We start from the raw sequence: 13,691 nt of genomic DNA on the forward strand, positions 1-13,691 counted from the left end.
TGGAGCGGCATTATAGGGAGTTCTCAGCAGGCCGCAAGGGCTAATTTCACTTTTCCTACCAAGCGTTCATAAATTCACCAAATGAATAAGTAACACACAAGTAATGCATAAAAAACGCTCCGAATGACTCCGGAGCCCGTTATAAGGCCGCTACTTATCTATTTACTGTCTTGCGATGATGTGATCATCTTCCACATCGACAGTAATTGGTTTGCCTGGGATCAGCTTGCCAGACAAGATTTGCTGAGCCAGCGGGTTCTCAATCTCCTGCTGGATGGCACGTTTCAATGGACGCGCACCATAAACCGGGTCAAATCCTGTGTTACCCAGCAGTTCCAGCGCCGCATCGGTCAGCGTTGCCGTGTAGCCGTGTTCTTCTAAGCGTTTATACAAACGTGCCAGCTGGATCTTGGCGATATTCTTGATATGCGCATGACCCAGCGGATGGAACACAACCACTTCATCTATACGGTTGATGAATTCCGGACGGAAGCTGTGTGTGACCACTTCCATTACCGACGCTTTCATCTGCGCATAGCTGGCCTCACCGAAGTGCTGCTGAATAATGTCAGAGCCCAGGTTAGAGGTCATGATGACAACCGTGTTGCGGAAATCAACTGTTCTCCCCTGCCCGTCAGTTAAACGGCCGTCATCCAGCACCTGCAATAAGATGTTGAAGACATCCGGGTGCGCCTTCTCAACTTCATCTAACAAGATGACAGAGTAAGGACGACGACGAACCGCTTCGGTCAGGTAACCCCCTTCCTCATAACCGACATAACCCGGAGGCGCACCGACCAGACGTGAAACGGAGTGTTTTTCCATAAACTCTGACATATCGATGCGAACCATCGCGTCATCGCTGTTAAACAGGAATGTCGCCAGCGCTTTACACAGCTCTGTTTTACCCACACCGGTCGGACCGAGGAACAGGAATGACCCGATCGGACGGTTTGGATCTGACAATCCTGCGCGGCTACGACGAATGGCATTCGATACTGCTTCTACCGCCTCGTTCTGGCCAATCACACGGTTATGAAGTTCTTCTTCCATACGCAGCAGTTTTTCACGTTCACTTTCAAGCATCCGGGCAACCGGAATACCGGTCCAGCGCGCCAGCACGTCGGCAATTTCCACATCTGTCACACGGTTGCGCAGCAGCTTCATGGTTTTACCGTCTGCCTGAGTCGCCGCTGCCAGCTGTTTTTCCAGTTCCGGGATTTTACCGTACTGCAATTCTGACATACGGCCCAGATCGCCAACGCGGCGAGCCTGTTCAAGCGTAATCTTTGCCTGCTCCAGCTCGGCTTTAATATTCTGCGTGCCGGTCAGGGATGCTTTCTCAGCTTTCCACTCTTCTTCCAGCTCAGAATATTCACGCTCTTTCTGGCTCAGTTCGGTTTCCAGCATTTCCAGACGTTTCACACTGGCATCATCAGACTCTTTTTTCAGCGCCTGCTGTTCCAGTTTGAGCTGGATAATACGGCGATCGAGACGGTCCAGAGACTCCGGTTTAGAGTCCATCTGCATACGAATGCTGGATGCAGCTTCATCTATAAGGTCAATCGCTTTATCCGGTAACTGACGATCCGAGATATAACGGTGCGACAGTGTGGCCGCCGCAACGATAGCCGGGTCAGTAATCTGTACATGGTGATGCAGCTCATAGCGTTCTTTCAGACCACGCAAGATAGCGATGGTGTCTTCAACAGAAGGCTCAGCAACAAACACTTTCTGGAAACGACGCTCTAACGCCGCATCTTTCTCGATGAACTGACGATATTCATTTAATGTCGTCGCACCTACACAGTGAAGTTCACCACGCGCCAGAGCCGGTTTCAGCATATTGCCGGCATCCATTGCGCCATCGGCTTTACCCGCACCGACCATGGTATGCAATTCGTCGATAAACAGAATGACGTTGCCTTCCTGTTTAGCCAGATCACTCAGCACGCCTTTCAGACGTTCTTCAAATTCACCGCGATACTTGGCACCGGCAACCAATGCACCCATGTCTAATGAAAGCACACGTTTATTTTTCAGACCTTCCGGCACTTCACCATTAATGATGCGCTGTGCCAGTCCTTCCGCAATCGCGGTTTTACCGACACCTGGCTCACCAATCAGCACCGGGTTATTTTTGGTACGACGTTGCAGAACCTGAATAGTCCGGCGAATTTCTTCATCACGACCGATGACCGGATCCAGTTTGCCCTGCTCGGCACGTTCGGTCAGATCGATAGTGAATTTTTTTAATGCCTGACGTTGGTCTTCGGCATTCTGGTCATCCACTTTCTCACCCCCACGCATTTGATCGATAGCCGCTGTGATTTTCTCGGCCGTTGTACCGCTGGCTTTTAACAGATCCGTTAAAGAGCCGCGGTCTTTCATCACGGCCAGAACAAACAGTTCTGAAGAGATGAAAGTATCGGCACGTTGTTGTGCCAGCTTGTCACAAAGATTTAAAACACGTACCAGCTCATGGGATGGTTGAACATCACCGCCGGTACCTTCAACTTGCGGCAAACGCCCCAAAGCCTGATCAACGTCCGTGCGCAGTTTCTGGGTATCTATCCCAGCCGCCGTTAATAAAGGACGTACGGTTCCGCCTTCCTGAGTAAGCAAAGCACTCATCAGGTGAACAGGTTCGATAAATTGATTGTCGCGCCCGAGCGCGAGTGACTGAGCATCCGCGAGGGCAAGCTGGAATTTGCTGGTAAGACGATCCAGACGCATAACACCTCCAATACTGAACAAAATTGCTACTGGAGATTAGATGAGGTCAACCCTCACGTTTTCAAGGTTATCTTGGCAGTATATTCAGAGGACAGCTGTTATGCGTGATGGATCGTCTTGATTCGATAGGTTATATCAGCCAAATTAAACTTGCCAGCCGTCCGGTAATTCCGTCGCGCCGGTAAGAGTAAAATTTGTTGCTGTCTGTCACAGTGCAATATTCACCGCCGTAGAGGGCGGTGATACCCGCAGCTTGCAAGCGAAACCGTGCAAGCTGGTAAATGTCGGCCATGAATTTGGCACCTGCAGGTCTGAAAGCGACGGATACGGCAGAGTCCACAGCCATAAAGGCTTCGCGAACTTCGCCGCCAACTTCAAAATGAGAAGGACCAATTGCCGGTCCCATCCACGCCATGATTTCTGCGGGAGCCGCCTCAAAGCAGGCAACCGTATTTTCCAACACGCCTGCACACAAACCACGCCAGCCCGCATGCGCTGCAGCCACTTCATCGCCGTTTTTACTGCAAAACAGAACCGGTAAACAATCGGCTGTCATTGCTGCACAGACTACGCCTGGCTCGCGGGTATAGGCCGCATCGGCAATCTGTGTCGGAATAAGGGGAGTTTGCGATGATAAACGAACCACGTCGGTGCCATGAACCTGCTCAAGCCAGTGTGGCGAAGCAGGCAGACCGCCCAGCGCGATCAACCGCTGGCGGTTCAGCGCAACATGCTCAGAAGAATCCCCGACATGACTGCCGAGGTTAAGCGAACCGTAAGGAGGCAAACTGACACCTCCTTCGCGGGTTGTCGCACATGACCGCACCGATGCCGGTTGCGGCCACTGAGGCTGGATAAGCACGCTCATTACCAGTTCATCTGGTCCTTGAACTCTTCGGTATCCGCTTTAAGCGCATTGATCAGGTCAACCATATCCTGCGGAAGTGGCGCATGCCATTCCATCTGAATACCAGTGACCGGATGATAAAGACGCAGCATGGTAGCGTGAAGAGCCTGACGATCGAATCCGCGCAGCATATTAATGAACGGTTCTGAAGCACCTTTTGGCAGACGTGGACGGCCACCATACAGTTGATCGCCTAACAAAGGATGGTTAATGTGCGCCATATGCACGCGGATCTGGTGTGTACGACCGGACTCCAGACGCAAGCGCAGACGCGTATGAGCACGGAAATGCTCCATGATGCGATAGTGTGTCGTCGCCGGTTTGCCAGTCGGATGAACCGCCATATGCGTACGCTTGGTGGAATGGCGCGCAATCGGCTCATTCACTGTGCCGCCTGCCGTCATTGTACCAATCGCCACGGCTTCATATTCGCGGGTAATTTCGCGGGCCTGAAGTGCGGTCACCAGGTGCGTTTGTGCAGGCACCGACTTCGCCACCACCATCAGACCGGTGGTATCTTTATCCAGGCGATGCACGATGCCGCAGCGCGGTACATCAATAATTGCAGGATAATAATGCAGCAGCGCATTCAGTACCGTGCCATCAGGATTCCCGGCGCCCGGATGAACAACCAGATCACGGGGTTTATTGATGACTAAAATATCAGTATCTTCATACACGATATCTAAAGCGATATCTTGTGGCAGCCAACGCGCTTCTTCTTCAATTTGCGCATCGATTGCGATAGCCTCGCCACCCAACACTTTTTCTTTTGGTTTGGTCACTTTTTTGCCATTGACCGTGACCCTGTCTTCAAGGATCCAATCTTTTATGCGAGATCTTGAATAATCAGGGAACAATTCGGCCAAAGCCTGATCTAACCGTTGACCGAGTTGAGATTCGGCCACCGTTGCGGTGAGTTGTACTTGTTGTGCCATATGCAGCTTCTTGGTTAACGTTGGGTTTTCACGGCGATGCCGTTTAAAATAATGTGCTATTGTAGCTGGTCTTTGTCGGGAGCTTAACGGACAGTCTCCCAGAATAACACCTGAGGATAATCAAAACGTCATGACGCGTGTGAAATATCTGGTGGCAGCAGCCACGTTGAGCCTGGCGCTGGTCGGTTGCTCCAGTTCCAAAGAAACGGTTCCCGATAACCCGCCTAACGTCCTTTATGCCACTGCCCAGCAAAAGCTGCAGGACGGTAACTTTAAAGGCGCTATTGCGCAATTAGAAGCGCTGGATAACCGCTATCCGTTTGGGCCTTACTCGCAGCAAGTTCAGTTAGATCTGATTTATGCCTATTACAAGTCTGCTGACTTGCCTATGGCTCAGGCTTCTATTGATCGCTTTATGCGTCTGAACCCAACACATCCGAATATCGACTACGTCATGTATATGCGTGGTTTAACGGATATGGCGTTGGATGACAGTGCCCTGCAAGGATTTTTCGGTGTTGATCGTTCAGACCGTGATCCACAGCATGCACGTGCAGCATTCCGTGATTTCAGCCAGTTGATCCACACGTATCCAAACAGCCAGTACGCCACTGACGCGACTAAACGTTTGGTATTCCTGAAAGATCGTTTGGCGAAATACGAGCTGTCAGTGGTGCAATACTACACTAAACGCGGTGCTTACGTCGCTGTCGTTAACCGTGTAGAACAAATGCTGAAAGATTATCCGGATACGAAAGCAACGCATGATGCGCTGCCGTTGATGGAAAACGCCTACCGTGAACTGCAGCTGAACACTCAGGCTGATAAAGTCGCGAAAATTATTGCCGCCAACAGCGCAGCATAATTTTACATGTCCGTGGACAAACGGTAGCTCAGGCTGCCGTTTTTTTTTGGCTCTTTTTAGGGGATAATTGCAGAAACACAGGAAAGAATAACGTACTGATCCCATCAATCATGCCTGCTCCTGAATGAAGTCTCAAGGCCTTTCCGGCCATTAATTACCCTGAGTCACATAAACTTCAACATTGACAAAAAGTGACAAAAAACCGCGAGTTTAGGGACGCATTTCGTAAAAAAGGCTGGTATGTTGGATTCATCGGAGACGGAAAGAAGAGAGGTAAGTTATATGACAGTCAACATTACCAGTAAACAAATGGACATCACCCCCGCGATTCGTGAACACATCGAAGGGCGTCTGAAAAAACTGGATAAATGGCAAACTCAGCTCATTAACCCACACATAATCCTGTCGAAAGAACCTCAGGGATTTGTCGCCGATGCGACCATCAGTACACCAAACGGAAAACTGGTTGCCAGTGCTACGCACGATGATATGTATGCTGCGATTAACGAAATGACGACCAAACTCGAGCGCCAGCTCAATAAAGCGCAGCATAAAGGTGAGGCCCGCCGTGCAGAGTCCGGCGTCAAAGAACTCAATCTGGAACCGGTGCAGGAAGAAGAGGAATAACCGGGTTATCCGGCATGTCAGTAACAACGCGCTCTGAGGGGCGCGTTTTTTGTGTCTGAAGGAATCTTATTGACACAGGGAAAACCCAGCGGTTACTTTAAGACTCTGCTCAAACTTATGGAAACAACGTATACATGAATACCCGTCTGTTTTTCTTCGCATTCTTTTTTACCTTCCCCTGATTGGGAGGCGTTTCGTCGCGAAAGAATGAATGCGAAGACGAACAACAAAGCCTCCTGAAAAGGGGGCTTTTTTTATGCCTGCGTTTTACACATTTTGCTGAAAGAAAGAACATCTAAAAGGGTAATAACATGACCGAGAACTCATTACTGGCACTGCGCGAACGCATCAGCGCATTAGACCTGAAATTGCTGGCCCTGCTGGCAGAACGACGTACGATGGCGATTGAGGTCGCGCAATCCAAAATGCACTCTCACCGCCCTATCCGCGATAAAGAACGCGAAGCAGAACTGATTAACACACTGATTCAGGAAGGGAAAAAACAGGGGCTGGACGGCCATTACATCACCCGCGTTTATCAGCTAATCATTGAAGATTCCGTTCTCACACAGCAGGCACTCCTGCAGCAACATCTGAATAAAACCTCTTCTGATTCAGCCCGCATCGCTTTCCTCGGTCCGAAAGGTTCATATTCACATCTCGCTGCCCGTCAGTTTGCCGCACGTCATTTCGACCAGTTCATCGAATGTGGCTGCCAGAAATTCCAGGATATCTTTTCTCAGGTTGAAACCGGCCAGGCTGATTACGCGGTATTGCCGATTGAAAATACCAGTTCCGGCTCAATCAATGACGTTTATGACCTGCTGCAACACACCAGTTTGTCAATTGTGGGCGAGCTGACAAACCCTATCGATCATTGCGTTCTGGTGGCGGCAGACACGGATTTGTCGCAGATTCAGACGGTTTACAGCCATCCGCAACCCTTCCAGCAATGCAGCCAGTTCATTAACCGCTTCCCTCACTGGAAAATTGAATACTGCGAAAGCACTGCGGCGGCGATGGAAAAAGTGGCGGCAGCCAACTCTCCGCACGTGGCTGCGCTGGGCAGCGAAGCCGGTGGTGCATTGTACAAATTGCAGGTGCTCGAACACAACCTGGCGAACCAGCAGGAAAACATCACCCGCTTCATTATTCTGGCGCGCAAAGCCATTGAAGTGACAGACCAGGTTCCGGCTAAAACCACGCTGATTATGGCCACTGGCCAGCAAGCGGGGGCGCTGGTGAACGCGCTTCTGGTGCTGCGTGATCAGGGCATCATCATGACCAAGCTGGAATCACGTCCGATCAACGGTAATCCGTGGGAAGAGATGTTTTATATCGATGTGCAGGCAAACCTGCGTTCAGAAGAGATGAAAAAGGCGCTGAAGGATCTGGCTCCAATCACACGCTCGCTGAAAGTTCTCGGCTGTTATCCAAGCGAAAACGTCGTTTCCGTCGACCTGTAATTTTCCACAAACAAAAAGGGCGCTGCATACAACTGCAACGCCCTTCTTTTCATTTACAGACAGCATTTCCGAAAAGCTTACTTGCGGTTGTCGTTGGCCTGACGGAGTAACGCACCACTTTCTTTCAGGAAACGCGGTGCATAATCACCGAACCAGTGCTCAACCTGCCTGAACTTATCGATAAACGCCTGTTTATCACCCGTTTCCAGCAGAGCAAGTGCATCGCCAAAACGCTGATAGTAACGTTTGATCAGCGCCAGATTACTTTCTGACGACATAATAATATCAGCGTAAAGCTGCGGATCCTGTGCAAACAAGCGACCAACCATCGCCAGTTCGAGGCGATAGATCGGTGAAGACAGAGCCAGCAACTGTTCGATTTCAACGTTTTCTTCTGATAAATGCATGCCATAAGCAAACGTTGCAAAGTGGCGTAACGCCTGAATGAACGCCATGTTCTGGTCGTGCTCGACCGCACTGATTTTATGCAGGCGAGCACCCCAGACCTGTAACTGCTCCAGCAACCACTGATAGGCCTGAGGTTCACGACCATCGCAGTACACCACAACCTGTTTTGCCAGGCTGCTGACATCCGGCCCAAACATAGGATGCAAGCCAAGCACCGGACCTTCATGCACCGCCAGCATCGCCTGCAGCGGACGATTTTTCACTGACGCCAGATCCACCAGAATACAGTCATCCGGCAGTTTTGGCAGACGTGCGATCACTTCTTCAGTCAGATGGATCGGTACGCTGACAATCACCATTCCGGCATCCGCCAGTAATGTTTCTGCCTGCGGCCAGTCTTCCTGCTCCAGCACTTTTACCTGATAACCGGAAAGTTCAAGCAGACGAGTGAACAAGCGCCCCATCTGCCCGTTTCCGCCAATAATCACCACCGGGCGCAATGCCGGATGCAATGTTTTGAAGCCTTTATCGTTTTCGCTTGAGTAGGACTCACGCATCACGCGGCGCAATACATCTTCAATCAGATCGGGCGGAACACCGAGGTTCTGCGCTTCCTGACGGCGTGAAGCCAGCATTGCCGCTTCCCGTTCAGGGACATAAATCGGCAAACCATAACGACTTTTGACTTCCCCGACTTCTGCCACCAGCGCAAGACGCCGTGATAAGAGATCTAACAACGCTTTATCAACGTCGTCGATCTGATCGCGCAACGCGTTAAGTTCTGCCACCATAAAAACTTACTCTCCTGCGATTCGTGCCGCCAGCGCGTCGCCCAGTTCCTGATGCATCGTGCGCAGCAGGTTTTCCGTGGTTTCCCAGTTAATGCAGGCATCCGTAACAGACACACCGTATTTCATTTCTGAACGCGGTTGTTCAGAAGACTGGCTGCCTTCGTTCAGATGACTTTCCAGCATCAGCCCCGTGATAGAGCGGTTACCGGCTTTAATCTGATCGATGACAGACTGAGCCACGACAGGCTGGCGACGATAGTCTTTGTTTGAGTTACCGTGACTGCAATCTATCATCAAGGAAGGATGGAGTCCCGCATCGGCCATCTGTTTTTCACAGGCCTGAACGTCCTGCTCGCTGTAGTTTGGCATTTTGCCGCCGCGCAAAATCACATGCCCGTCCGGGTTGCCCTGAGTCTGCAACAGGCAAACCTGACCGGCCTGATTGATCCCCACAAAGCGGTGCGCCATTTCTGCAGCACGCATCGCATTGATCGCCGTACCCAGGCTGCCGTCAGTCCCGTTCTTGAAGCCCACAGGCATTGACAGACCAGACGCCATTTCGCGGTGAGTCTGAGATTCGGTCGTACGCGCACCGATTGCTGACCAGCTGAACAGATCACCTAAGTATTGCGGACTGTTGGGATCCAGCGCTTCTGTTGCCAGCGGTAACCCCATGCCGACCAGTTGCAGCAACAAATCACGGGCAATGTGCAGACCCGCCTCCACATCAAACGTGCCGTCCATGTGCGGATCGTTAATTAACCCTTTCCAGCCGACAGTGGTCCGCGGTTTTTCAAAGTAAACACGCATCACGATGTACAAACGATCGCTGAGTTCGGCCGCCAGTGTTTTCAGGTGACGCGCGTAATCCAGCGCCGCATCCACATCATGAATTGAGCAAGGGCCACACACCACCAGAAGACGAGGATCACGACCATGGACGATATCCGCGATGGTTTTACGTGCTTCGGAAATACTGTTTTCGTCGCTGACGCTTAAAGGAAAACGGTTTTTCAGCTCTTCAGGAGTGATAAGGATTTGTTCGGCAGTGATATGAACATTATTCAGGGCGTCTTTTTGCATGATCGTGTTCCGTTATAAGGAAAATGGGCTGCCACGGCGGCATCTGCGGACAACATTAACACAGCACGTAAACTTAGCAAGCCTTAGTTGTAAACTTAACATTACCATTTCACCATTGATATGCAGACAACGGAAAGTTAACTTTACATAAAAAGCGAATCAGACGAAAAGGATGTACCGTAAATATTACACATGGTTTGTCAGCGGTGAAAAAGGAATTTCAGGGGAGGGAAGGAGAACAACGTCAGAAATACCCTCAGCAACAGGGAGCTGCTGAGGAGACGAAATTTACAGATTACGATCCAGGGTAATAAATACCTGCCCTAAAGCAGTCACTTCATCCACGCCACACTCGAAATGGCTTTCCTGACGCGTCACGCTCAGACGGTTACCAGGAATACGGGCCACATCATAAACGTCCAGATCACCATCAATGTCCAACAGCCAGCGACCATTGCCGGGATGTGTGCTGCCCAGATCGATAATCCATGAATGATTGCCTTTCACGATATACGCAGGCTGCGCCAGCGAATCGTCCAATAGCGAAGGGTCAACCGTCCAGAGGCCTTCTTCCTCAAGCTCCCCGCCGCGCAATCTCAATTTTTTAAGCTGACGGATTTCACCTGACGCCACGGCAGCCGAAGAGCTTGCATCCTGCATCGCGCCTTTGCCCGTTGCCAGCCAGCGCAACGAGACGCCGGTATCCAGCGCACAGGCCACGACCACATCACCGGGGAAATAATCTCTTCTTACCCAGGTACTTATCGTGCCAGATGATAATCCATACAGATCCCCCAGTTCCTTCTGCATGCTAAAGCCGTAAGCCTGAAGCATACGCGTCAGAACAGCTTTTCCACCTTCAAGTTCATCTAATTGCATCTGGCGAAAACCCCTGAATCTGTAAATATCATCTTGACAACTCGCAAATGCAAGTTTAGATTGATTATGTAATGTACCGACAGACGACCATGATACCAAATTTACGGCGTCGTGGAGAAATAAGGAGACGCGATGTTTTTAGGAACAGAGCAGCAGCGCCAGACCGGCCTGCGCCATATCGCTCATCTGAAAGAAACTTATTTCGTTCAGAGTAAGAATCAGGTTGAGGTTATTTATGATCAGGCTCCTGAAAAATGGAAACTCACATTATGTTTTCACGCCGGTCTTAAACGCCATCATACCTTACTGACATATTCACAATTAAATAATGAGGAAAAAATGAAAATAATGCAGGCATTATTATCACTTCGCCACTTCACGGCGATATTTAAAGGAGAACTTTACTGATGGCAGACTGGATAGATGAATCGCAGGAGTATCAGTTAAAAATCCTCGAAGCGCAGATTACGCAGGCAACCCTTACCCGGCCTGCACTGTCGGCCTTCTTCTGCGTGGATTGTGATTCTCCGATTGCGGAGCCACGCAGGAAAATCATCCCCGGTGTACAGCGATGTATTGAATGTCAGGAAATTGAGGAGATTAAAAGAAAGAATTACCGCCCCGTGTAAAAAGTCTAATTAATATTATTTAAATTAATCATCACGCTGGAAATAATATTATTTCCGGAGAGGATTTTCTATTTTATTTTTCGGAATCAATGTATGTCAGAGAATATCAGAGGCAGAACAATCCCTTCGCCCCCACCTGCATTTAACCGGACATCAGGGCAATATTTTGCGGGCGCCTGGTGGTGGAATGCCCCCCGCGCAGCGCTCAGCAGCCCGCTGGAAAAACCACTGACCCGTGACTTTTGTCAGCGCCAGCAAACGGCCCTTTCTCAGCTGGCAGCACTGCCCCGTTGCGTGCGCACGCCGTTATATCAGCGGCATACATTTTTACTGGAAACTAAAGGAGTGCGCGCGGCGTTTCATTTCCTGATGACAGTTTTCACGCAACGCGTATGGCCGCGTATTAAGCTGGTAAATGCGCGAAACACACTGAATCGTCAAATCTCGCAAAAGCTACTCACTGAAGAAGAAATGTTTAACCGCTTGCCCGATCTTAATGATGACGGTCTGAGAAGGCTGGCCAACAAACTTGCCGTGCAAATGCAGGATGCCTATGAATATCACTGTGAATGCTGGCTGAAAAACCGTCCTGACGAACCCGGCATTTTGTTGCGCGACAGCACACAGCAGGAAATTTACAGCCATGTCGCCGCGATGGCACGTTCCTGCCGCGTACAACCTCTTTACTGGCAGAAATGGCAAAAAGGCCGTATGACAACGCATTCGGCTGTCGCAAGCATTTCACGTCTGGTCAGCGGCGAATGGTGGGAAAAACAGCTGCGTTCAAAACAGCGTTTGTGGCGGGAATCCCTGATGATTGCCTGCGGTTATGTCAGCCGCGCGACATCGCCTTATGCCAGTAAAAACGCCATCCGTGACGTGGTATCACGCCGCTTATCCGCCATCAACTACCTGAAACAGTGCCAGCTCGAAAATGTTGAATCCGGTGAAACGCTGAGTTTGCTGGATACCGTATTGGCCAGCATTTCCAATCCCAAACTTCGTCGTATGGAACTGATGACGCTGATCGCCGGCGTCGAAGATGTCGCTGACCGGCAGCGCGACTGTGGGCTGTTTATTACGCTGACCACGCCGTCAAAATATCATCCGCTGAAAACCACCGGAACCCGTACTGCTCCAATCTTTAATAAGAAATGGGAGCAGCACGCGTTTACCCCCAAAGATGCGCAGCGTTATCTGGTGGCTGTCTGGGCAAAAATCCGTACCACTTTTAAAGACCGGAACCTGAAAGTTTACGGCGTACGCGTCGTCGAACCGCATCATGACGGCACGCCGCACTGGCACATGATGTTGTTCACACCGCAGGATCAGCAGCAAAAAGTGACAGAGGTTATGCGCCGTTATGCTCTTGAAGAAGATTCGGATGAACCGGGTGCCGCTGAGTCACGTTTCAATTGCAAGCCGCTAAACCGGGGTGGCGCAGCCGGATATATCGCGAAATACGTCGCCAAGAATATCGATGGATACGCGCTCGATGGCGAAACCGATTTTGACTCTGGACGCTTGCTGACAGATATCGCCACTGCGGTCACCTCCTGGGCCTCGACGTGGCGGATCCCACAATTCCACGCCATCGGTATTCCCTCAGTCGGCGCCTGGCGAGAATGCAGGCGGATCCGCTACCAGAATCTGACCAGCCGTTTTGACGCACGGGTTGAAAACGTGCGCAGCGCTGCCGATGAAGGTGATTTCGCCCGTTATATTCAGGCACAGGGTGGTATTCACATTCCCCGCAAGGCGCAAACGGTTCGCGTTGCCCGTCAACTCAGCGAGGAGAAAAATGCCTACGACGAGCCCCGCAATAAAGTCATCGGCATTTATGCCCCTCATCTGGGCATCTCTCATATTTTTCTGACACACACTGCACAGTGGCGGATTGTCCGTCACCGGCCTTCTTATACGGAAATATCGAAGATTCGTATACCTTGGAGTTCTGTCAATAACTGTGGATCGCCTCCCGCCTGACAAAGTCAGTCATTGATACAAAAACCGCGCCAATAAAAATTCATACATAAATTCAATGGATTATAAATTTTAAAATACTCTGGCTGTTGACGTATCAGATCAATTAAAGAATACTGTATATAAACACAGTATCTGGCGAGGGGAGAAAATGGAAAACCTGACTAAACAACAGTTAACGTTGTCCAGGATACAATTGATCGCAGACATTTCGCAGACGGCGCAATGCAATCCAAAAGAATTCCTGGTCGTGATGTCACTGATCTCAGAGCTGGCCAGCCAGGCGCTGACTGACGAGAACCAGGACGTTGTGTATTGCAACGGGAGCACTGACGACACCCACTGATTGCCAGATCCTGCGGCGGTAGTAGCCAACATT

The 13,691-nt window shown here is 50.4% G+C and carries 14 protein-coding genes and 1 other annotated feature; of the genes, 8 read left to right on the forward strand and 6 right to left on the reverse strand.

Annotated elements, in window-relative coordinates; translation table 11 throughout:
• Window positions 1-162: 162 nt before the first annotated feature.
• The 3 genes from clpB to rluD all read right to left on the reverse strand — a co-directional run bounded on the left by clpB (window position 163) and on the right by rluD (window position 4,581).
• Window positions 163-2,736: an ATP-dependent chaperone ClpB gene (gene clpB, locus UC14_RS19725; protein ID WP_112198267.1), complete on the reverse strand. Its 2,574-nt coding sequence runs from the start codon at window positions 2,734-2,736 to the stop codon at window positions 163-165.
• Between the two features lie 130 nt (window positions 2,737-2,866).
• Window positions 2,867-3,604, reverse strand: coding sequence for a purine nucleoside phosphorylase YfiH (gene yfiH / locus UC14_RS19730; RefSeq protein ID WP_112198268.1), 738 nt, complete (start codon window positions 3,602-3,604; stop codon window positions 2,867-2,869).
• Entirely contained in the window at window positions 3,604-4,581 is a 978-nt protein-coding gene (rluD, locus tag UC14_RS19735) for a 23S rRNA pseudouridine(1911/1915/1917) synthase RluD (RefSeq protein ID WP_037034119.1), read from the reverse strand. Before rluD ends, yfiH begins: the two co-directional genes overlap by 1 nt.
• 130 nt (window positions 4,582-4,711) lie before the next feature.
• On the opposite strand from rluD, the gene bamD reads away from it, so the two are divergent.
• The 4 genes from bamD (at window position 4,712) to pheA (ending at window position 7,539) form a co-directional block, all read left to right on the forward strand.
• Window positions 4,712-5,446 (forward strand): outer membrane protein assembly factor BamD, encoded by a 735-nt coding sequence (bamD, locus tag UC14_RS19745; RefSeq protein WP_013574066.1) that lies wholly within the window; start codon window positions 4,712-4,714, stop codon window positions 5,444-5,446.
• Window positions 5,447-5,728: 282 nt separating this feature from the next.
• Entirely contained in the window at window positions 5,729-6,073 is a 345-nt protein-coding gene (gene raiA, locus UC14_RS19750; RefSeq protein ID WP_013574065.1) for a ribosome-associated translation inhibitor RaiA, read from the forward strand.
• 133 nt (window positions 6,074-6,206) lie between these two features.
• Window positions 6,207-6,331, forward strand: a sequence feature (Phe leader region).
• Window positions 6,208-6,255, forward strand: a complete 48-nt coding sequence (locus UC14_RS27370) for a hypothetical protein (protein ID WP_369794779.1) — start codon at window positions 6,208-6,210, stop codon at window positions 6,253-6,255. Its footprint overlaps the feature before it by 48 nt.
• Before the next feature lie 53 nt (window positions 6,332-6,384).
• On the forward strand, window positions 6,385-7,539 hold the full coding sequence (pheA, locus tag UC14_RS19755) for a bifunctional chorismate mutase/prephenate dehydratase (protein ID WP_013574064.1): 1,155 nt from the start codon (window positions 6,385-6,387) through the stop codon (window positions 7,537-7,539).
• A gap of 77 nt (window positions 7,540-7,616) precedes the next feature.
• Here the strand turns inward: pheA and tyrA are convergent, their stop codons facing one another.
• From tyrA to UC14_RS19770, 3 genes are all read right to left on the reverse strand, one after another.
• The gene (gene tyrA / locus UC14_RS19760; protein ID WP_013574063.1) at window positions 7,617-8,738 is read right to left on the reverse strand and encodes a bifunctional chorismate mutase/prephenate dehydrogenase; all 1,122 of its coding nucleotides are present in this window, start codon (window positions 8,736-8,738) and stop codon (window positions 7,617-7,619) included.
• A 6-nt stretch (window positions 8,739-8,744) separates the two neighbouring features.
• A complete protein-coding gene (locus tag UC14_RS19765; RefSeq protein ID WP_013574062.1) occupies window positions 8,745-9,821 on the reverse strand; it encodes a 3-deoxy-7-phosphoheptulonate synthase in 1,077 nt (358 codons plus the stop codon).
• Between the two features lie 288 nt (window positions 9,822-10,109).
• A complete protein-coding gene (locus UC14_RS19770; RefSeq protein WP_013574061.1) occupies window positions 10,110-10,700 on the reverse strand; it encodes a helix-turn-helix domain-containing protein in 591 nt (196 codons plus the stop codon).
• A gap of 132 nt (window positions 10,701-10,832) precedes the next feature.
• Between UC14_RS19770 and UC14_RS19775 the strand changes: the two genes are divergently transcribed.
• The 4 genes from UC14_RS19775 (at window position 10,833) to UC14_RS19790 (ending at window position 13,658) form a co-directional block, all read left to right on the forward strand.
• A complete protein-coding gene (locus tag UC14_RS19775; RefSeq protein WP_037034122.1) occupies window positions 10,833-11,108 on the forward strand; it encodes a DUF5347 family protein in 276 nt (91 codons plus the stop codon).
• Window positions 11,108-11,329 carry a TraR/DksA C4-type zinc finger protein gene (locus UC14_RS19780; RefSeq protein ID WP_112198269.1) on the forward strand — a complete coding sequence of 74 codons (222 nt, stop codon included), beginning with the start codon at window positions 11,108-11,110 and terminating at the stop codon, window positions 11,327-11,329. Before UC14_RS19775 ends, UC14_RS19780 begins: the two co-directional genes overlap by 1 nt.
• Window positions 11,330-11,422: 93 nt before the next feature.
• On the forward strand, window positions 11,423-13,315 hold the full coding sequence (locus UC14_RS19785) for a replication endonuclease (protein ID WP_112198270.1): 1,893 nt from the start codon (window positions 11,423-11,425) through the stop codon (window positions 13,313-13,315).
• A gap of 148 nt (window positions 13,316-13,463) precedes the next feature.
• Window positions 13,464-13,658 (forward strand): hypothetical protein, encoded by a 195-nt coding sequence (locus UC14_RS19790; protein ID WP_013574057.1) that lies wholly within the window; start codon window positions 13,464-13,466, stop codon window positions 13,656-13,658.
• Window positions 13,659-13,691 lie beyond the last annotated feature (33 nt).

Origin of the sequence: Rahnella sp. NRRL B-41462 (assembly GCF_003263525.1) — a bacterium.
GTDB classification, from domain to species: Bacteria; Pseudomonadota; Gammaproteobacteria; order Enterobacterales; family Enterobacteriaceae; genus Rahnella; species Rahnella aceris.